At 55.6% G+C, this 20843-nt stretch carries 15 protein-coding genes; 14 read left to right on the forward strand and 1 reads right to left on the reverse strand.

The window, feature by feature from the left end:
* The first annotated feature begins 129 nt into the window (after positions 1-129).
* Together FYZ48_RS07230 and FYZ48_RS07235 are read left to right on the forward strand one after the other, a co-directional pair.
* Entirely contained in the window at positions 130-465 is a 336-nt protein-coding gene (locus tag FYZ48_RS07230; protein WP_149338910.1) for a rhodanese-like domain-containing protein, read from the forward strand.
* A 170-nt stretch (positions 466-635) separates the two neighbouring features.
* Entirely contained in the window at positions 636-1148 is a 513-nt protein-coding gene (locus FYZ48_RS07235; RefSeq protein ID WP_149338912.1) for a pyridoxamine 5'-phosphate oxidase family protein, read from the forward strand.
* A 106-nt stretch (positions 1149-1254) separates the two neighbouring features.
* Here the strand turns inward: FYZ48_RS07235 and FYZ48_RS07240 are convergent, their stop codons facing one another.
* The gene (locus FYZ48_RS07240; protein WP_149338914.1) at positions 1255-1743 is read right to left on the reverse strand and encodes a hypothetical protein; all 489 of its coding nucleotides are present in this window, start codon (positions 1741-1743) and stop codon (positions 1255-1257) included.
* Between the two features lie 48 nt (positions 1744-1791).
* Here FYZ48_RS07240 and FYZ48_RS29780 point away from each other — a divergent pair, with 48 nt between their 5' ends.
* The 12 genes from FYZ48_RS29780 to FYZ48_RS07295 all read left to right on the forward strand — a co-directional run bounded on the left by FYZ48_RS29780 (position 1792) and on the right by FYZ48_RS07295 (position 20826).
* The gene (locus tag FYZ48_RS29780) at positions 1792-1920 is read left to right on the forward strand and encodes a hypothetical protein (RefSeq protein WP_261344350.1); all 129 of its coding nucleotides are present in this window, start codon (positions 1792-1794) and stop codon (positions 1918-1920) included.
* 646 nt (positions 1921-2566) lie between these two features.
* Positions 2567-4207 carry an SPFH domain-containing protein gene (locus tag FYZ48_RS07245; protein WP_149338916.1) on the forward strand — a complete coding sequence of 547 codons (1641 nt, stop codon included), beginning with the start codon at positions 2567-2569 and terminating at the stop codon, positions 4205-4207.
* 59 nt (positions 4208-4266) lie between these two features.
* Positions 4267-5880: an SPFH domain-containing protein gene (locus tag FYZ48_RS07250; RefSeq protein ID WP_149338918.1), complete on the forward strand. Its 1614-nt coding sequence runs from the start codon at positions 4267-4269 to the stop codon at positions 5878-5880.
* Between the two features lie 240 nt (positions 5881-6120).
* A complete protein-coding gene (locus tag FYZ48_RS07255) occupies positions 6121-6540 on the forward strand; it encodes an Hsp20/alpha crystallin family protein (RefSeq protein ID WP_187781912.1) in 420 nt (139 codons plus the stop codon).
* A 26-nt stretch (positions 6541-6566) separates the two neighbouring features.
* Positions 6567-9044 (forward strand): Lon protease family protein, encoded by a 2478-nt coding sequence (locus FYZ48_RS07260; protein WP_149338922.1) that lies wholly within the window; start codon positions 6567-6569, stop codon positions 9042-9044.
* Between the two features lie 374 nt (positions 9045-9418).
* Positions 9419-10420, forward strand: coding sequence for a DUF1559 domain-containing protein (locus FYZ48_RS07265; protein WP_145188685.1), 1002 nt, complete (start codon positions 9419-9421; stop codon positions 10418-10420).
* A gap of 93 nt (positions 10421-10513) precedes the next feature.
* Entirely contained in the window at positions 10514-10963 is a 450-nt protein-coding gene (locus FYZ48_RS07270) for a hypothetical protein (RefSeq protein WP_149338924.1), read from the forward strand.
* 390 nt (positions 10964-11353) lie between these two features.
* Entirely contained in the window at positions 11354-12838 is a 1485-nt protein-coding gene (locus FYZ48_RS07275; protein ID WP_149338926.1) for a circularly permuted type 2 ATP-grasp protein, read from the forward strand.
* Positions 12838-13827: an alpha-E domain-containing protein gene (locus FYZ48_RS07280; RefSeq protein ID WP_149338928.1), complete on the forward strand. Its 990-nt coding sequence runs from the start codon at positions 12838-12840 to the stop codon at positions 13825-13827. Before FYZ48_RS07275 ends, FYZ48_RS07280 begins: the two co-directional genes overlap by 1 nt.
* A 55-nt stretch (positions 13828-13882) precedes the next feature.
* Positions 13883-17260, forward strand: a complete 3378-nt coding sequence (locus FYZ48_RS07285) for a transglutaminase family protein (RefSeq protein WP_149338930.1) — start codon at positions 13883-13885, stop codon at positions 17258-17260.
* A gap of 132 nt (positions 17261-17392) precedes the next feature.
* Positions 17393-19930, forward strand: coding sequence for a circularly permuted type 2 ATP-grasp protein (locus tag FYZ48_RS07290; protein ID WP_187781913.1), 2538 nt, complete (start codon positions 17393-17395; stop codon positions 19928-19930).
* The gene (locus FYZ48_RS07295; RefSeq protein ID WP_149338934.1) at positions 19927-20826 is read left to right on the forward strand and encodes a transglutaminase family protein; all 900 of its coding nucleotides are present in this window, start codon (positions 19927-19929) and stop codon (positions 20824-20826) included. Before FYZ48_RS07290 ends, FYZ48_RS07295 begins: the two co-directional genes overlap by 4 nt.
* Positions 20827-20843 lie beyond the last annotated feature (17 nt).

Below are 20843 nucleotides of genomic sequence, written 5' to 3' on the forward strand. Positions count from 1 at the left end.
AGCAGGGGCCTTCATGGTATTAACCAGCCCCTCCTCAATATCAGCAAAAGCAGTACCGTGGTGGTATGCGTTTTGCACTCTTCTCCGACTGCTACTACAAAAGTTTTCAATTAATTCAGGAGGACGATCATGCAAACGATCTCGACCGAAGAACTCCGCGGCAAAATGCAGCGCAATGAAAAAGGTATTCTCGTCAACACCCTATCACAGGATGACTTTCAGAAGGCGCATATCCCGAATTCCATGAACATCCCTCAGCAGCAGGACAATTTCGTCTCGCAGGTGGAACAGGCAGCTGGCAGCAAAGAACTGCCTGTCATCGTTTACTGTGCGAGCGAAGATTGCGGTTCCTCCGAACAGGCGGCACAGAAGCTGGAAGAGGCAGGCTTCTCCAATGTCTATGATTACGAAGGGGGATCAAAGTCATGGAGCGACGCCGGAGAAAAGCTCGTTGCAGGGGCGTAATTCGAGTGGTCATTACTGATTGAGATGTGCTGGTTACTTAAATGCCATCAGTAACCAGCGCATCCTGTGATCACTCGTCTTACGCTTTCTCGCTGGCCGATGGAAATGTTTCCTGCCAATTCATTCATTTTCATCGGTCAGCTTTTCTTTTAGAATCAACAGGTGAATCAATGAATCAGCAAGAACCGAAACAACAGGAACGTCAGCAGTCGATCGAGACACTGCGTGAACTGATCCGTAATATTAAAATCTGCATGCTTACAACCCACTCTTCTGAAGCAGGCATGAGAAGCAGACCCATGATCACAGCCCGACACGAGTTCGATGGTGAACTCTGGCTGTTTACCCACGCCGATGATCCCAAGGTCAAAGAAATCGAGCAGGACCCGCATGTGAATCTCGTCTATTCGGAACCGAGGGAAGACCGCTACATCTCCATTTCCGGCCAGGCACAGCTCATCCAGAACAAGCAGAAAGCAGAGCTGCTCTGGACCGACAGCCTGAATGAATGGTTCTCCGGCGGTCCGGAAGACCCCAGCCTGATGCTGATTTGCGTGCATGTCGCCGAAGCCGAGTACTGGGATGCAAATGTGCAAAACCTCTCCGATGCAGTAAGGGCACTCTTCTTCACTTCGACGGCACCGAAACACGATAAGCTGGAATGGTCAGAAACGCCGTCCTGATCTGAGTGAAACCCAGCCTGCAAGGTCCGGCTGAAACAAAAAAGCCCCGGCAAGCAACACAACCTGCTTGCCGGGGCTTTTTCAGTTTCATTCAATCATGAACTGATCATGATGACTGCGAGCGAGGCAGACTGTCTGCATCCACAAGGTCCGATTCTCGTGACTTCTGACTCTGGTCTGCGATCACTGATTTTTCATATTCCAGCAGTTGCTCAAACAGTTCTTTCACACGCGGTGCGGAAGAACCATTGGCAAGAGATTCATACAACTGAATCAATGCCTGGCGAAACCGGATATTCATATCGTTCAATTCATCCAGCGTCATATCACGCTGTACCCGAATGGAATCCAGCTGCTCGCGTACATCCTCATCCGGGATGTACTGCAGCCACGTATCCAGCACGCCTTCTGCCACCCGCTTTCCGTATCCGTTCAGAGCGGCCTGCCAGTGCAGCTCATGCGCCCGTAACTCTTTGGAGAGCCATTCCACGCTTTCGGATCGGGATTCCACTTCCACGCGTTCCAGCGCCTGACGCATCCGTTTATGAAAAGACTCGACAAGTCCTAAAATATCTTCTACTTTGCGATATGCCATGATGGGTTCTCCTTAATAATGGACCAGCCAGATTAAGGTGCAATTCATATGCCAGTGTCTGAAATCGCCCATGCAGGCACCACAGCCGCTTTAACAGCCATGATCGCAGAATTCTGGTCGCTGAGCGCCCACCCTGGAAGCTCATCAGGCAGCGGTAAACCTGCACAGGAACATTAAGAAACAAAGTAAAGAGCTGCGCTGCCATAGCGCGAAGATGATATACCGCGCATAAAAAAAGCTGCTACCCTTCTAGGCACCAGCCAATCAGCTCCATAAGCGTGCGAATCACAGTTCCCCGTATGCAGGATGCCTCGGCCCAACGACCTCAGCCCACTTATCGCGAAATTCGCCCTCGATTATGGAGCTGCCTTCCAATTTCGATATGAGGTACTAACAGCCAGCCTCCTTTCTCACACTTTCAACAGGCGAGGTGGATGACGAGTCCATTCCTCGCAACCCTTTCGGATCCTCATGATCCCTTTTTTCCTTCCATACTTAATACGTTTTCAGGGTGATTTGAGAGAGGAAAATCCGCACTTTTTTCAGAAATCCTGTCGCCAGAAACAACCCGGTCCCTTAACTCTTTCAGATATTCAGGTTAGCGAAAATCGACCGAAATCGGACATTCGGTGAACCGATTTTTTGATCTCTCCGAAATCCCCAGCGTTTTCAATAACAACAGAGTCATGCTTCAGATTCCTGACAGCCATGTCTCTGAAGAAACACAGCAAATCAAAACAACCTATCTTCTACATTGATAGTGACTTGTAGAAACACATTGCTTTTATTCACGGTCGAGACGGACTCGATCAAAGGAGCAGAAATGAGCGACGAACGATTCAAAGCCAGACTTCTTTTGCTGAAATTCGGGATCACCGGCCTCTTCGTCGGCGGTTTATTCCTGATGATTTTCGGGTACGTTGTCTACTCCCAGTTTCGCATCGACGTCCCCGCCCGGCACTTTGCCGTCCTGACACGCAAGACAGGTAACGACCTCAGCAACGATCAGGAAATCTCCCCTGACCTCACGCTGAAAGAAGCCACTCACAAAGGACTCCAGCGGGAAGTCCTGCCCGAAGGACGCTACTTCTACAACTGCTATACCTGGGACTGGGAAATTTATCCGATGGTCGAAATTCCCGCCGACGCAATGGGCGTCCGCATTCGACTCTATGGCGAAGATCTGCCCCCCGGCGACTTCATGTCGACCAGCGAAAAGCACAAAGGCATCATCCAGGAAGTGCTCAAACCAGGTCGTTATGCCATCAACGCCCTGGTCATCGATCGGAATTCCAAGCAACCCGTGGGTGCCCCCCGTCTCAAAAACGACTACATCGAAATCATCGAGCTCTGGGAACCCAAGGTCATTCCCGCCGGTTACAAAGGCATCGTCACGAACCTGGCCGGTCCGATGCCCGAAGATCCCAACCAGTTACTCGTTGATACCGGCCACCGTGGTCCACAAAAAGAAACCCTGGACGAAGGTACGTACTACCTGAACCCGTACACGATCCGCATCAATGCCATCGATACGCGTTCGCTCCGGTTCGACCTCTCCCAGGGGGGCGTGATGATGTTCCCCAGTAAGGACGGTTTCCCGATTACCCTCGACGGCGTCATCGAGTTCCGCGTCATCCCCACCACCGCGGCTCAGACGTATGTAACCTACAACGATGTTTCGAACGACGAAACAGGTTCGACAGCGATTGCCGACGAAATCATCAACAAGGTCATCATGCCTAACGCCCGGGCCTTCTGTCGACTGCGGGGTTCTAACACCAGTGCCCGCGAATTCATCGGCGGTGAAACCCGTGCGGCTTTCCAGAAGGAGTTCCAGGCCAAAATCACCGAGACCTGTAAAGAACAGGGCATCGAAATCGTGCAGGCACTGATCACCACAATCACACCTCCGGAAGCCATCGCGGAACCGCTGCGGAACCGCGAAATTGCGGTCCAGAAAAAAGGACAGTACAGCCGGGAAACCCTGCAGAAAGAACAGGAAGCGGTTCTCGCTACCGAGACGGCGCTCATCGAACAGAAGAAAGCCCTCGTGACTGCAGAGCGGGAGATCATCAAAAAGATCACCCTCGCCCGCCAGGAACAGGGCGTCGCCCTCGAACAGGCAGAACGGGATAAGGAAGTCGCCCAGGAACAACTGGAAGCGGCCAAAGACAAAGCCCAGGCGATCCTCGCCAAGGCCCGTGCGGAATCTGCCGTGATCGGCTTTGAGAACGTTGCGGATGCCGCGGGCTGGAAACGGGCCGTCGAAGCATTTGGCGGCGACGGTTCCAGCTTCGGACGCTATGTCCTCTACCAGAAGCTGGCCCCTGGATTCAAAAAAATCATGACCAACACGGCGGACTCACCGCTGATGCGAATCTTCGATCACTTTGCTGACTCTGCACCAATCACACCGCAACCTGCGAAGACACAACCGGTGACCGCGGTGTCGACTGAAAAGTGATTTCACAGAAACACATTTGATTCAGAAAAAACAACCACTCCAGAATGGAGAGAAATCCAATGCAACGCAGTAAATTGATCATCATCCCCGTTGTCGTGCTGTCGATGATGCTGGCCATCGCCGCCTTCCTGTTCCACTGGACCATCGACCGCATTTATGTCCCCGAAGGACAGAGCCTGCAGCTCCGCTACAAAGGTCCCTTGATCTTCGGACAACGGATTCAGGCCGAGCCCGGCATGTGGGCCAAGGAAGGCCAGATGGGCATCCTCGAAAAAATGCGTGGCCCCGGACGGCACTTCTACTGCCCCATCTGGTGGGAACGCAAACTCGTTGACGACGTCGTCATCAAGCCGGGCGAAATCGGTGAAGTCACCTGTAAACTCGGAAAGAACCAGGAAGGGGCCAACTTCCTCGTCGACGGCGACATCGGACACACAGAATATAAAGGGGTGCTCCGCAAGGTACTTCACCCGGGCCGCTATCGCGTGAATCCCTACGGCTACACAGTCGAAGTTAAAAAACGGATCGACTTCACCTCGGGACAATCCCAGAAAGTCGCTGGCTGGGTCGAGATCCCCACCGGTTACGTCGGTGTGGTCACACAGCTCTCTGACAACCAGGCGACCGGCGTGAAGAAAGGCGTTCAGGACAAAGTGCTGCCCCCGGGTAACTATCCCGTCAACGGACGCGAACAGCAGATTGACATCGTGGAAATCGGGTACCGTCACAGTACCATCTCCGTGGAAGTCAAACATGATGAACTCGGAGAAACCGTCGTGGACGAAAACGGCGAACCACAGATCTCCGATCCCCGCAGCGGCATCGCCTTCCCCAGTGCGGACGGCTTCCCGATCCATATCGACTTCACCGGCATCTGGGGGCTGATGCCCGACCAGGCGGCTCACGCTGTCCGGACATTCGGAAACGTCGACCAGGTCGAAAAGAAAGTGGTCCTGCCTCAGATCGAATCGATCTGTCGTAACAACGGTTCGGAATACAAGGCAGTCCAGCTGCTGGTCGGCAGCGATCGTGAAGTCTACCAGAAGACCTGCCTCGACCAGTTCCACAGCGTCCTGGACGATAAGGAGATCACCCTGCTCTACGGCCTGGTGCGACATGTCTATATTCCCAAACAGGTCCGCGAACCGATTCAACGGGCTTTCATCGCCGATGAATTAAAACTCACCCGCGAGGAAGAGCAGTCCACCGCCAAAGAAGAAGCCCGGCTCCGGGAAGCGGAAAATAAAGTTGAACTGGCTACCGACACCGTGAACGCCGACACGGAAAAGCAGGTGGAAGAAGCCAAGGCTGGCGGTCAGCGTGAAGCGGCAAAAATCGAAGCCGAAACCGAAAAGCTGGTCGCCGCCATCGACAAGGAGACCGAAGAACTGAAGGCCCAGGCTGTGACCATTCTGGGGGAAGCGACCAACGAAGGGAAGAAGATGGTTGAAGAATCGAAGTCAGACCGCTTCCGTCTGGCCGTCGATGCCTTCGGTTCTCCCCAGGCCTACAACAACTGGTACTTTGCCACCAACCTGCCCGAGAATGTCGAACTGAACTTTCTCTACGCGGGTGAAGGAACGCTCTGGACCGACATGAATAAAGCCAACGGTGGTTTCGGCGTCCGTGGCATCATTCCACTCAAGTCGGATTCAACCGCTCCCATGCAGTAGCGACCAGCCCGCTAAGGCCTGCCCACGGGAAACAGACAGGCGCTTTCCACCAGGAACCCGCCTGCTCTGTTTTCCGTGTTTTCTTTTCCGGCTTGAGACAGGCGCTGGACTCTCGCCATACAATCTGAGTCCCTCTCTCCCTTCCCGATTCTGGACGAAGTCTCCTCCAGCAGGTAAACTGAACAGTATGTCGGCAGCGACTTACTTCTCATGTACTATCGAGAATCGACAGGTGCTCTCATGTCACAACTTCCCTGGAAACCCATCCGGGTCCGCAACATCGAACAGCAGATTGATCAGGCCTTCGACGATCTACTCCATGGCCAGTGGGGCATCTGCGGCCCCTCGGGAGGCTGGCAACCCGAAATCGATATTTATGAAACCCCGGACTCCTATTTCGTGGAAGCCGATATCCCCGGCGTCCCCACGGATGAAATTCATATCGAAGTCACCCCGCATTCCCTCAGCATCTCCGGCTGGCGTCAGTCCGGCTGTGTTGAGAAATCTGCCCAGGGGGTCTGCATCGAACGCCGCAAAGGCAGTTTTTTCCGTCGCTTCCCGCTCGAACACGCCGTCGACCCGCATCGAGTAGAACGCGAAAACAAAGCGGGAACTCTGACATTGAGAATCCCCAAACAGAAACTGAAACCACAACCCTAGTCTTTGACTGATCTGGTGAGGAATGCATGACGGACACTCCGCAGTATCGCGCGCTCAGCGCTGACGAAGTCACTCTCGATATCGACCCCAAATCGTTCGGATTCAAAACCACCAAAGAACTCGAACCGCTGACGGATATCATCGGTCAGCCCCGCGCCTTGAAGGCCCTCGACCTGGGGACGGGAATCAAACATCCCAATTACCACATCTACATCTCCGGTCTGGTCGGCACCGGTCGATCCGAGCTCATCACCCACGCTCTCAGACAGCGCGTACTCGACGATTCGATTCCCGACGACTGGGTCTATCTGAATAATTTCGATGAACCCGATTGTCCGCACGCCATTAACCTTCCCGCCGGCCAGGGGATCCAGCTGCGTCAGGAGATGGAAGACCTGATCGAGCAGCTGCAGGAACTGCTCCCCAAGGCATTTAAAGAGGAAGATTTCGGCAAGGAAAAAGAGCGTCTCCGCCAGGTCTACCGCAAGCGGGGCGACGAGGTCTTCGATAAGCTGCAAAAGCTGGCCGGCGAACACGAGATGACCGTGCAGCAACTGCCCGATGGTCAAATGCTGTTCATCCCCCTCACCGCCGAGGGTCGGCCCATGACCCAGGAAGAGATCGAGAAACTCACTCCCGAGCAGATGCAGGATATCGAAAGCCACCAGGATAAACTCGTCGAGATGGCCGGTCGGGTTCTGCAGGAACAACGGGAAATCCAGCGACAGTTATCGACAGACGTTCGCGAAGTCGCCCGTAAATTTGCCACGCAGATCATCGAACCGATGATCAATGAACTGCAACAGAAGTTCGAGTCCCCGCGACTCAAGGAATGGTTCCCCCGTTTCAAGCAGCATGTTATCGAACATCTCAACCTGTTTCGCGACATCTCGGACATGCCTCCCCAGATGGCGCAGATGATGCTGGGCGAAGGCCTGGACCCCCAGCAGCGTTTTCTCGATTATCGCGTCAACGTGGTTGTCGATAACAGCCAGCTCAAAGAGCCGCCGATCATCGTTGAGGATGCCCCTAATTACCGCAACCTGTTTGGCACCATTGAACGCATCGTCGACCGGGCCGGCCGCATGATGACCAATTTCACCCGCATCAAATCGGGCAGCCTGCATAAAGCCAACGGAGGTTACCTGGTCATCAATCTCATGGATGCCCTGGTCGAACCGTTCGTCTGGAAAGAACTCAAACGCACGCTCAAAAGCCGTTCCCTGGAAATCCAGATCCAGGATCCGTTTTCGATGTTTACCACCTCCGCCCTGCAGCCCGAGTCGATCCCCCTCAATATCCGGCTCGTCGCGATGGGGGAACCGCTGATCTACCATCTGCTCTACCTGCATGATGAAGACTTCCGCGAGATCTTCCGCGTCAAAGCCGAGTTCGACACGGAAATCAATCGCAACAGTGAAACCGGACAAATCTACGGCATGCTCGTGCGCCAGTTGAGTGACAGGGAAGGGCTGATTCCCTTCGATGCGGGTGCGGTCGCAGAACTGGTCCGCGTCGGCTCGCGTCTGGCTGACGACAAGAAAAAAGTGACTTCCATTTTCAGCCACGTTGCCGACGTCGCCCGCGAAGCCGGCTTCTGGGCCGAGCAGGATAAACAGAAGGTCGTCAAAGCAAAATACGTGCACCAGGCGGTTCAGGAACGCATCTACCGCTCTGACCTGGTGGCCGAACGCATCCGGGAATTGATCTCCGATGGGACGCTGCTGTTTCAACTGGAAGGTTCCGAAACCAGCCAGATCAACGGGCTCGCCGTCGCCGATCTGGGGGACTACGCCTTCGGCCGCCCGTCTCGACTCACGGCCAGCGTTGGCGTCGGAACCGCAGGCATCATCAACATCGAACGGGAAAGCCGTTTGAGCGGGAATACCTACGACAAAAGCATGCTGATCCTGGAAGGACTCCTGCGGAACCTCTACGCCAGCGAACAGCCGCTGACCCTTTCCGCCAGCATCGCCATGGAACAGAGTTACGGCGGCATTGACGGTGACAGTGCCACTGTCGCCGAGTTCCTCTGCCTGCTCAGCGCCATTTCAGAAGTCCCCCTCCGCCAAGATCTGGCCGTCACCGGATCAGTCAACCAGTGGGGTGAAGTCCAGGCGATCGGCGGCGTCAACGAAAAGGTCGAGGGTTTCTTCGATGTCTGTCGAGCCCACGGGCTCACCGGAACACAGGGAGTCTGTATCCCTGTTTCCAACGTGCAGAATCTCGTCCTGCGTTCCGATGTCATCGAAGCCATTCGGCAGAAACAGTTCCACATCTATGCGATCTCGAATGTGAACCAGGCCATCGAACTTTTCACTGGTCTGCCCGCCGGCGATATTTCCAACCCCAAGACGTTCCACGGCAAAGTCATGGACCGCCTTTCAGAAATTGCAGAGCTCCTGATCGAGCAGAAAATGACCGACACCGGACGGCTGCTCTGGATCCCCGGAACGCCGCTCGACATGCCCTCGGATCCCCGTCCCCCTCTCCCGGGAAATTAAGGGAGACCGGAAACAAAGAGAACGATTGATCAGAACCCGGATGCCAAAATCCGCGCAGGCTCTGATTAGAAAACAGGCAAGTTGCGCGCCCCTCTGCAATGAGCGACGATCAAACTCCGTTTTGCTCCTTTGTACAGAATCTCAATTCGCTGATCTCACCTAAACTCCTTTCAATAAGTGTTTTAGCATATGTATGACAGCACGAGAACACATCAATCACTTTGCATATAATCATTAAAATCTGTCCTGACAGAATCACATCAGGTGCAATTTAACTTTATTTTTTAATAATCGTTAAATATGGCATCCGCTTTGCATTTGTGTTTCAACAACTGAAATTTTCCCGCCTCATTTTCTTTCCCAGGAACCCACCAATGTTGAAACGTACCCTCCCGAAACGTGGCTTTACGCTCATTGAACTGCTGGTCGTAATCGCCATCATCGCGATTCTGATCGCCCTGCTCCTGCCGGCTGTCCAGCAGGCCCGCGAAGCAGCCCGCCGTTCCACCTGTAAGAACAACATGAAACAGCTGGGACTCGCACTCCACAACTACAACGATAATTTTCTGGCGCTCCCCATTGGAACACAGACCGGTTCCTACTCTAACTGGCGTGCTGCCATCCTGCCCTACATCGACCAGGCCAATGTCTACTCGCAGCTGACACGTCCCAATGGTTACTGGGCCCACTCGGGATTTCCGGGAAACACCATTTTGTATTCGGTCCGTATCCCCGTTTACAAATGTCCGTCCAATCCCTACGGCATGACCAACACAACTGACTACACCCTGTCTGACAGCAACTCCGATCCCAGTCTGCAGAGTATGATCATCGACTACGTAGGTATCTCCGGTGCCACCCCCGACCCCGTGGGCCGCACCAGTGTCTGTACCGGTGATGTGCTGGCGAGCAGTTCCAGCAACTGTAACACCGGGATGATGATCCCCTACAAGAGTGTCCGTTTCCGCGACTGTACCGACGGAACCTCGAATACCATCATCCTTGCTGAACAGTCTGGTCAGGTGAACGGAGCACAGAAGGGTGCCAATGCACTGGGTGCCTGGCACGGCTGGGCCAACGCCAGTCTCTCCACCTGGAATGCAGGCACGCCGCTGCCCCTCAGTTCGGGTGGCTACTGGTATGCAGCCGGAACCACGACCGTACGGAATCCTCCCAATGCTTTCTGGACTTCCGGTGCACCGACTTACGCCAACAGTGCCTATTCTGCTAATACCGTACTCAACTCGCATCACGTGGGTGGCATTCACGCCGTGCTGACCGATGGCTCCGTTCGCTTCCTGTCTGAAAACATCGACATGAACACACTCCGTCAACTGTGTGTACGTGACGACGGACAGGTCATCGGAGAATTTTAATCCACACCTGTGACCAAACCCCCTCCCCCGAGGCTCCGGTCCGGGGGAGGCTTTCCCGCATGAGACCTCCCTTTTAATCTCCCTGGTATCACGATGAACAAGTCCATCCAACGTCATAGCGTCCGTTTCACCGCGTTAATCGCCGTCAGTCTCTTTCTGATCAGCCTGAATACGGCCTGCAGTCGTACCCCCGGTGCAGAAAAGCCCCGCGGAGAAATCTCAGTCACCATCACCAACGGCGGTGACCCCGTCCCCGAAGGTCAGGTCGACCTGGCCAACGAAGAGACGGGAGAAGGCGGAGGAGGCCCGCTGGATGAATCGGGAACTGCCACGATCGAAATGGTCGCCGTGGGGAAATACACGGTCACAATCAATCCTCCACCGCAGGAACCAATTGCTCCCGGTATGGATCAACCCACAGCACAACCCAAAGAATACCCGAATATCCCTGCGAAGGTTCGCAAGATTCAGACCAGCCCACTGACCGTCGATGTGCAATCCGGGGCCAATGAATTCACTTTCGACCTCAAAGAGATCCAGTAAGCAGACCAGCACTCAGTTTTCGCAGCAGCACGAATAATTATCTGCTTCTCAGTGTAAGATCGCGCAGCTGGTCTAGCCGAATCGAAGTTCGCTCTGGTAAAATAGTTATCGTCAAACGACATAGCTCCCGCTGTGAACCACAATTTTGGAGTCGGAGATGACGATTTTCTGTTCAATATCCTGCTGCGCGATAATTAGGCATGACCTCTAGGGCATGCTGACTTCCTGCGCGAGGTTTTGAACAGTCAAACACCAAAAGCTGTGATTTCATCATAGATTCAGGCAATCAACGATTACTTGCTGAGTACGGCACGCAATCTGCTTAAAACTTAATGCAGACACTAGACCCCGTAGCAATTCCAACTAGAAGGCTCGTTGAGGAATCGTAAGATGAGGTTAGCTCCCTATCAGTCAGTAGACTGTTTTGATGAAATGTTCGCGCCCGATGGCCAGCCCCGGCCCAGCGGCAAAAAATTCGTGGAACGCCTGCAGACCCTGACTGAAGGCAGTCTGCAGCAACGCCAGAAGGCGGCCGAGATCTCCCTGCAGAATATGGGAATCACCTTCAATGTCTACGGGCATGAAGCCGGCACCGAAAAAGTCTGGCCCTTCGATCTGCTCCCCCGCATCATCGACGCCCATGAATGGGAGGTCGTCGAAAGTGGACTCAAGCAGCGCATCCATGCCCTGAACCTCTTCATTAACGATGTCTACAACGACTGCAAGATCTTCAAAGACAAAGCCGTTCCCGAAGACCTGATCCGCAGTTCCAAAACACTCCGCCAGCAGTGTCAGGGCTATCAGCCTCCCCAGGGAGTCTGGTGCCACATCACCGGCGTCGACCTGATCCGTGATCGTGATGGGCAGATCTACGTTCTCGAAGACAACCTCCGCTGTCCGTCCGGCGTCTCTTACGTGCTGGAAAACCGCGAACTGATGAAGCGGACCTTCGCCCCCGTCTTTCAGGGCATGTCCGTCGCTCCCATCGAAGACTACAACGAACAACTGCTCAAAACACTGCTCGACTGTGCCCCCGAAGGCGTCAGCGATCCCACCGCGGTCGTACTCACACCAGGCATCTATAACTCGGCTTACTTCGAACACACCTTCCTCGCCCAGCAGATGGGTGTCGAACTCGTTCAGGGTACCGACCTGTTCGTGGAAGACGGTTATGTCTTCATGAAAACCACACAGGGCCCGCGTCGCGTCGATGTCATCTACCGCCGTATCGACGATGACTTCCTGGACCCGAAATGCTTCCGTTCCGATTCCGCCCTCGGCGTTGAGAACCTGATGGAAGTCTGTCGCGCCGGTCGCGTCACTCTCGCCAATGCACCGGGAACCGGCGTCGCTGACGACAAAGCCGTCTATGCCTACGTGCCACAGATCATCAAATACTACCTGGGGGAAGAAGCCATTCTGCCGAATGTGCCGACTTACCTCTGTTCGGAACAGAAACAGCGAGATCATGTGCTGGGGAACCTGGACCAGTTGGTTGTGAAACCCACCAACGAATCAGGGGGCTACGGCATCCTGATGGGGCCACAGTCCTCCCAGGCGGAACGTGATAAATGTGCCGACGCCATTCGTGCCAATCCCCGCGAATGGATTGCCCAGCCCATGTTGAAACTCTCAACCGTCCCCACCCTGATCGGCGATCAACTTTGCCCCAGACATGTGGACTTGCGACCGTTTGTGCTCTGCGGAAAAGATATTTACGTAATGCCGGGAGGCTTGACACGTGTAGCGCTGCGAGAAGGATCAATGGTCGTTAACTCTTCACAGGGGGGAGGCAGCAAGGATACGTGGATTCTGCGAAACGGACACGCGCTGTCTGATCCGCATTTTTCACCCGCAGCTCTGGAGAAGAATTGATGCTCAGTCGTGTCGCTAGTTCCGTTTACTGGTTAAGTCGCTATGTGGAACGTGCAGAAAACGTCGCGCGATTTATAGACGTCAACTACAACCTCACACTCGGAGAAACGGATACCCTCGCCAACCAGTGGGCTCCCCTGGTCTATACCACTGGAGACCAGGCTCCCTACGAGGAACTCTACGGCGAACCCACGCGGGAAAACGTCCTCAAGTTTCTCTCGTTTGATAAGAAGAATCCGAACTCGATCATCTCCTGCGTCTCACTGGCACGGGAAAACGCCCGAACCATTCGCGAAATCATCCCCACGGTCGTCTGGGAACAGCTGAATCAGTTCTATTTCATGGTCCGCTCTGCAGCCAGCGAGCCCGGCCTGATGGATCAGCCGCAGGATTTCTGTGAACGCGTCCGCCTCGCCAGCCACATGCTGGTTGGTGCCACGGATGCCACCATGTCGCATGGAGAAGCCTGGCACTTCTCCCGTACAGGTCGCCTGATTGAACGGGCCGATAAGACTTCGCGGATTGTCGATGTGCAGTACTACATCCTGCTGCCCGATGCCCGGGACGTGGGAAGTGCCCTCGACGTAGTCCGCTGGTCCGCTCTGCTCCGCTCCGCCAGTGCCCTGGCCATGTACCGCAGACAATACGGCAAAATCACCCCCTCGCGCGTCGCGGACTTTCTGATTCTGGATACTCAGTTTCCCCGGGCAATGCACTTCTGCCTGCGGAAAGCTCAACAGTCACTGCGCTACATCACCGGCAGTACCGCGGGCACATTCCAGAACCTTGCCGAACAACGGATGGGGCTCTTATGTTCCAATATGGATTATACCAGCATCGATGACATCATCGATCAGGGACTGCACCAGTACATCGACGGGTTCCAAAAGCAGCTCAATCTGGTAGGCGAAGCGATTCAGGATGTATTCTTCACGCCTCAATATCAGTCACAGGCATCCTCTACGCAAACGCAATCACAAACGGGTTGATTTCTGCTCTCTGTCCGGCAGCCCCGTTTCAGTTAACACCGAATGATGAACCAACATGATCCGCGTCGCTCTCAACCACAAATCAATTTATAAGTACGACCGCCTCGTCGAACTGGCCCCCCAGCTCGTGCGACTCCGTCCCGCACCCCACTGCCGCACACCAATCTGCAGCTACTCTCTGCGGGTCGAACCGGAAGAACATTTCATTAACTGGCTTCAGGACCCGCACAGTAACCATCTGGCGCGACTGGTCTTTCCCGAAAAGACTCGCAACCTGCATGTCGAAATCGATCTCGTCGCCGAGATGACGGTCGTCAATCCGTTTGACTTCTTCCTCGAACCCGACGCAACCGAATTCCCCTTCACCTACGAACCGGGGCTCGCCAAAGATCTGCAACCGTTTCTCGACCCGATCACGCCCGGCCCCGAACTCAAGGCACTCCTTGATTCGATCGATCGCAGCGAATGCAAAACCATCGATTTTCTCGTACAGATCAATCAGCGTCTGCAAGAAATGATCGGTTACGTCATCCGCATGGAACCCGGCGTACAAACTCCTGAAGAAACTCTGAAGCTGGGCCGCGGCTCCTGTCGCGACAGTGCCTGGCTGCTGGTGCAGATCCTCCGCCACCTGGGGATGGCGTCCCGCTTCGTCTCGGGCTACCTGATCCAGCTCAAACCCGATGTTGAATCTCTCGATGGTCCCTCCGGTACCGATGTGGACTTTACCGACCTGCATGCCTGGACCGAAGTCTTTCTCCCCGGTGCCGGCTGGATTGGTCTAGATCCAACCTCCGGACTGCTCGCCGGCGAAGGTCACATTCCCCTGGCCTGCACCCCCGAACCACTCAATGCCGCCCCGATCAGCGGGACCGTCGAACAATGCGAAGTTGAGTTTCACCACGAAATGTCAATCGCCCGGGTCCACGAAGATCCGCGCATCACCAAACCCTACACCGAAGAAGAATGGCAGCAGATCGAACAGCTGGGACACCAGGTTGACGTCGATCTGGAAAAACATGATGTCCGCCTGACAATGGGGGGCGAACCGACGTTTGTCTCCATCGACGACATGGATTCGGACGAATGGAAAACCGCTGCCGTCGGCCCCACAAAACACATTCTGGCGGGTGATCTGATCGAACGCCTCCGCGAACGCTTCGCCCCCGACGGCCTGATTCACTACGGTCAGGGAAAATGGTATCCCGGCGAATCACTGCCCCGCTGGGCACTCACCTGCCTCTGGCGGACCGACGGACAGCCCATCTGGAAAAACACGAAACTCCTGGCCGAACCAGGCAAGAATTACGGACACGACATCGACCAGGCAGAGCAGTTCTCGCAACTGCTGTCAGAACGACTCGACCTTAATCCCGACCACGTTTCGCGGGCATACGAAGACGCGATGTACTACCTCTGGAAAGAGCGCCGTCTGGCCGTCAACGCGGATGTGCTGAATGCAGACCTCGACGATGCAGAAGAACGGGCCCGCCTGGCCCGCGTCTTCGGACGGGGACTCAGCAACCCCGTCGGCTGCATGCTCCCCCTGACACATCAGTGGTGGAACGCCCGTCCCCGCTGGAAAAGCGGCACCTGGCCCGTTCGCTCCGAACACATGTTTCTGATTCCCGGCGATTCCCCCATGGGACTCCGCCTCCCTCTGGATTCGCTGCCTCCCGCACTGAAAGGCGAATACCAGTCCGTGCCCGTGGTTCCATTCGAAGCAACTGAACCACTGCCCGACTACGAAGGACTCAAACAGCAGGCCGTCTCTCACCGTACCACCCGGCAAACCAGTAACCTGGTCCAGCATCAGGTACTGGAACGCGTTGGCTCGTCCGGAACAGGCGACGGAGATGAAAGCAGTCCCCGCGAAAGTGCTACTCCCGAAGAAAATAAAACAGACGAACTCTCTGAAATCATTCGCACCGCAATGTGCTTCGAACCGCGCGACGGATGTCTGCACATCTTCATGCCGCCGGTCGACAGGCTCGAATGCTATCTTGAGCTGCTGACCGCCATCGAGCAGACAGCGGAAGAACTCGAGATGCCCGTCATCATCGAAGGATATCTGCCGCCCCCCGACTACCGCATTAAATACATCAAGGCCACTCCGGATCCCGGCGTGATTGAAGTCAATGTGCATCCCGCCAGCAACTGGGAGGAACTGGTCCAGATCACTTCCGGCGTCTACGAAGACGCCCGCATGTCGCGACTGGGAACCGAACAGTTCGACCTGGACGGAACCCATACCGGAACCGGAGGCGGAAACCATATCGTCCTGGGCTCTCATACTCCCGAGGACAGTCCGTTCCTGCGGCGTCCCGACCTGTTACGGAGCCTGATCGCCTACTGGCACAATCATCCATCATTGTCGTATTACTTCTCCGGCCGGTTCATTGGTCCCACCAGTCAGGCGCCCCGGGTCGATGAAGGCCGACGCGATGCGATCTACGAACTGCAGATCGCCTTCGAGCAGATTCCCGAATCGGGTCCCGTTCCTCCCTGGCTCGTCGACCGTGTCTTTCGACATCTGCTCGTCGACCTGACCGGCAACACCCACCGTGCCGAATTCTGTATCGACAAACTCTATTCTCCCGACAGTGCCACCGGCCGACTGGGGCTGGTCGAGTTCCGCGGTTTCGAAATGCCTCCGCACTGGCAGATGAGTCTCACACAGCAGTTGCTGCTCCGGGCACTCGTCGCCCGTTTCTGGAACACCCCGTATAACATCCCGCTGATGGACTGGAACACCTCGATTCACGATCGCTGGCTGCTCCCGCATTTCATCCAGCAGGACTTCGAAGATGTCATCGCGGAAATGCAGCAGGCAGGCTATCCCCTCGAAAGCAGCTGGTTCGGCCCGCACTTTGAATTCCGTTTTCCCCATATCGGAGAAATTGAATATCGCAGTGTCCATATCGAATTAAGGACTGCGATCGAACCCTGGTACGTCCTCGGCGAAGAAGCGGCAGGGGGTGGAACCGCCCGCTATGTCGATTCCTCCGTCGAACGTCTGCAGGTGAAAGTACAGGGATTAGCCGCTGGTCGGCACGTCCTGCTCTGTAACGGCCGCCGCATCCCTCTGCATCCGACTGGAACCGAAGGAGAAGCCATCGCCGGCGTCCGCTATCGTGCCTGGCAGCCACCCAGCTGCCTCCATCCGACCATTCCCGTCGATGAACCGCTGGTCTTCGACCTGGTCGACACCTGGAATCAACGCTCCATCGGCGGCTGCACCTACCATGTGGGCCACCCTGGCGGGCTGAATCCGGGCACTTTTCCAGTGAACGCTTATGAAGCAGAGAGCCGTCGGGCCACCCGATTTTTCAAAATGGGACATACAGGCGGTTTCCGATCCGTGCCGGAAGAGGAAAAAAACGCACTGTTTCCCTTCACGCTTGACCTTCGCCGAAACCGGGGCATCGTGTAAAATAGTCTGATCCCATCCGGGCCACCGGGAGCAAACCGCTCCCGAATTATAAATACCGACACACGATCAGCGACGAGATATACTTCAACCGAACACTTGAGGTACATCTCAACTTGAGGAATAAAGACTACCGTGACAACCTCCCCACTCTCTGTGAACCATCTGTTTCAAGGATACACGCCGCCCCCCGGCGTGTTTGATGAGTTCCTGCTGGATGGTGGGCAGCCCCGCCCGCAAGCCAAACTCTTTCTGGATGCGCTCTCCCGTATCGGCCGCGAAGAATTCGATCACCGCTGGGAACAGGCACAACGCACTGTCCAGGCCAATGATTTCGCCTACAGTGGACATATTACCCCCGGCGATCAGCCCCGCCCCTGGGAGCTCGATGCCATCCCTTTTCTGATCTCATCTAACGAGTGGGATGTGATCGCAACCGCGTTAAAACAACGGGCACGCCTGCTGAACCTGGTGTTGAGCGACCTGTATGGACAACAGACTCTGCTCACACAGGGAACGCTGCCCGCCGAAATCGTCTTCTCGCACCCGGGCTTCCTGCGGGCCTACCATGGTCAGGTCCCCCGCGATAACTGCTTTCTGCATTTTTACGCAGCCGATCTGGCCCGTTCTCCCAATGGAAAATGGTGGGTGCTGGCCGATCGCACCGAAGCGGCATCGGGCATCGGCTTTGCCCTCGAAAATCGTATTCTGACATCGCGGATGTTTCCGGAGATGTTCAACCAGTGCCACGTCAAACGACTGGCCCCCTTCTTCATCGCCGTTCAGGATCGCCTGCGCAGCCTGGCTTCGCAGGGTATGGAAAACCCCCGCGTGGTTCTGCTCAGCCATGGTCCGCAGAGCCCGAACTATTTCGAAGACGCCTACCTGGCACGCTACCTCGGGTACACGCTGGTCGAAGGTGGTGACCTCGCGATTCGCCGTAATCAGGTCATGCTCAAAACACTGGGTGGACTGATCCCTGTTGACGTCATCTTCCGACGACAGAACAGTAATGATTGTGATTCCCTGGAACTGAGATCCTCGTCCGGCAGGGGTATCTCCGGACTCACACAGGCGGCCCGCTCCGGACAGGTCGGCATCGCCAATTCACTGGGGAGTGGTCTGATCGAATCCGCTGCGTTCATGGCTTACATGCCCCGTCTCTGTAAAGCGTTGCTCGGGGAAGAACTCAAACTGCCCGGCGTCGCCACCTGGTGGTGTGGAGATCCACAGGGACTGAATTACGTATTGAAGAACCTGGAGAAGTTGACCATTCAGTCGGCCTTCCGCATTCGGGGTCAGGATCATCCCGCCATGGAAAGCTGGAATCAGCTCCCCCTCAAGAAACGGGCCGAGCTGATTCAGGCCAACCCGAAACAGTTTGTCGCCCAGGAAAAAGTCATCCGCTCCAGCGTCCCGGTCTGGAAAGGGGAAACAACCCCCGCACATCTCTCGCTCAGGGCCTATGCAGTCTCCTCCGGAGATTCTTACACCGTAATGCAGGGAGCCCTGGCCCGGACTGCCAAGGCACTCGATCCGCTGGAAGTCTCCATTCGCAAAGGGGAAGGCAGCAAGGATACCTGGATTCTTTCCGACCAGCCCGTCGAACATATTTCGCTCCTCAAAGAACAGGGCCGCACGATCTCTCTCCGCCGCAGCGGATCAGAATTACCGAGTCGCGCAGCAGACAACCTCTTCTGGCTGGGACGACAGCTGGAACGGGCTGAATCGCTGGCCCGGTTGTTGCGCAGCCTGGTCAATCGGCTCGGCGGTGAAACCCGATCGAACAGCGATCTCGAAGTCCCCGTTCTGCTCCGTTGTCTGGCCGACGAGGGACAGATTGAACCCGGCTATGCCATCGAAAAAATGCGGAACCAGCTGCCCGCCATCGAACATGTGCTGCCCACCGCGGTCTTCGACGAAACCCAGTCGGCTTCGCTGCGCTCGATTATCAATGAACTGTTCCGTCTGGGCTCGATTGTCCGCGACCGGGTCTCGCTCGACACCTGGCGGATCATCCGTCGCATCGACAAAGGCTTTCAGCCGGCCCGCTTTGGCGTCACGAACCTGTCTGACGTACTGACGATGATGAACGACCTGATTACAGAACTCTCTGCATTCAGCGGGATCATCATGGAAAGTATGACGCGGACCCAGGCCTTCCGCTTTCTGGAACTGGGACGCCGGATCGAACGTTCGCTGCAGATTATCAGCCTCGTCAAAAACAGCTTTATCCCGATGCCCAAAATCCAGGCGCCGGTTCTGGAAACGGTACTCGAAGTTGCCGACAGCCTGATGACGTATCGTTCGCGATACCTCTCAAACCTGCAACTGGCGGCTGTTCTGGATCTGCTGCTGACCGATGAAAGCAATCCCCGGTCGCTTGTCTTCCAGTTCATGCAGCTCTCCAAGCAGGTCGAGCGTCTGCCGCGTAATCGGGAACTGCCCGGTTACTCTGCCGAGCAGCGTCTGGCGATGACGCTCCTGCAATCGGTACGCATGCTGGATATCCAGGAAGTTTCGGACACGCACTGTCTGGGCGACTACAAACCACTGGAGCAATTGATCGAAACCTGGGACGCCCAGCTGCCCAAGCTCTCTGAAGCGATCTCACATCGTTATCTGGTTCACGCGGTTCCCTCTCACCAGCTGGCAGATATCAGTCCGCAATGAAATACAAAATCACCCACATCACGAAATATGCGTACTCCGAGGCGGTGCCGGTCTGTCAGAACGTGGTCCACCTGGCCCCACGCGCATTGCCTTACCAGATGTGCGATGACTTCCAGCTGCTGATCCACCCCGATCCCTATAGCATCAGTCATCGCAAAGATTATTTTGGGAACAATGTCTCATTCTTCTCCATAGACCAGCCTCATACGGGACTCAGCGTGACTGCCACCAGTCAGGTCTCCGTGATGGCAACGCCGGTGATCCCTCCCGCCAGTACGCCGGCCTGGGAAACCATCTCCCTGGCATTGAAAAGCGATCAGAGCCCCGCATTGCTTGACGCATATCAGTATGTGTTTCAGTCGCCGGGAGTGAAGCTGTTTCCCAAACTCATTGATTATGCAGAAGTCTCGTTTACGAAGGGACGTCCGATCCTGGAGGCGGTTATCGATCTCACCGCGCGGATCCACAAGGAATTCCGCTACGATCCCCGCGCCACGAATGTCAACACGCAGATTGATGAAGTCTACGCAAAAAAGCACGGCGTCTGTCAGGATTTTGCCCACTTCCAGATCGGCTGCCTGCGAATTCTGGGGCTGGCCGCCCGTTATGTCAGCGGTTACCTGCGGACCATCCCCCCGCCGGGCAAGCCACGCCTCGTCGGAGCAGATGCCTCCCACGCCTGGCTCTCAGTTTACTGCGGAGAGAAAGCGGGCTGGATCGACGTCGACCCGACGAACAACGTGCCTGCTTCCACCGATCACATCACCGTTGCCTGGGGTCGCGATTACTACGACGTCTGTCCCATTCAGGGCACGATCGTGGGTGGCGGCGAACATCGCATGACCGTCTCTGTCGACGTCGCACCGGAAGAACCAGTCACACCCGCCGCAAAGTAATCACAACGAGTAAGGTT

This window comes from Gimesia chilikensis, assembly GCF_008329715.1.
Classification (GTDB): Bacteria; Planctomycetota; Planctomycetia; order Planctomycetales; family Planctomycetaceae; genus Gimesia; species Gimesia chilikensis.

Bases quoted from the DNA above. Each gene is read 5' to 3' on its own strand.
- FYZ48_RS07230 (WP_149338910.1), top strand. From the start codon at position 130: ATGCAAACGATCTCGACCGAAGAACTCCGCGGCAAAATGCAGCGCAAT.
- FYZ48_RS07235 (WP_149338912.1), top strand. From the start codon at position 636: ATGAATCAGCAAGAACCGAAACAACAGGAACGTCAGCAGTCGATCGAG.
- FYZ48_RS07240 (WP_149338914.1), bottom strand. From the start codon at position 1,743: ATGGCATATCGCAAAGTAGAAGATATTTTAGGACTTGTCGAGTCTTTT.
- FYZ48_RS29780 (WP_261344350.1), top strand. From the start codon at position 1,792: ATGCCAGTGTCTGAAATCGCCCATGCAGGCACCACAGCCGCTTTAACA.
- FYZ48_RS07245 (WP_149338916.1), top strand. From the start codon at position 2,567: ATGAGCGACGAACGATTCAAAGCCAGACTTCTTTTGCTGAAATTCGGG.
- FYZ48_RS07250 (WP_149338918.1), top strand. From the start codon at position 4,267: ATGCAACGCAGTAAATTGATCATCATCCCCGTTGTCGTGCTGTCGATG.
- FYZ48_RS07255 (WP_187781912.1), top strand. From the start codon at position 6,121: ATGTCACAACTTCCCTGGAAACCCATCCGGGTCCGCAACATCGAACAG.
- FYZ48_RS07260 (WP_149338922.1), top strand. From the start codon at position 6,567: ATGACGGACACTCCGCAGTATCGCGCGCTCAGCGCTGACGAAGTCACT.
- FYZ48_RS07265 (WP_145188685.1), top strand. From the start codon at position 9,419: ATGTTGAAACGTACCCTCCCGAAACGTGGCTTTACGCTCATTGAACTG.
- FYZ48_RS07270 (WP_149338924.1), top strand. From the start codon at position 10,514: ATGAACAAGTCCATCCAACGTCATAGCGTCCGTTTCACCGCGTTAATC.
- FYZ48_RS07275 (WP_149338926.1), top strand. From the start codon at position 11,354: ATGAGGTTAGCTCCCTATCAGTCAGTAGACTGTTTTGATGAAATGTTC.
- FYZ48_RS07280 (WP_149338928.1), top strand. From the start codon at position 12,838: ATGCTCAGTCGTGTCGCTAGTTCCGTTTACTGGTTAAGTCGCTATGTG.
- FYZ48_RS07285 (WP_149338930.1), top strand. From the start codon at position 13,883: ATGATCCGCGTCGCTCTCAACCACAAATCAATTTATAAGTACGACCGC.
- FYZ48_RS07295 (WP_149338934.1), top strand. From the start codon at position 19,927: ATGAAATACAAAATCACCCACATCACGAAATATGCGTACTCCGAGGCG.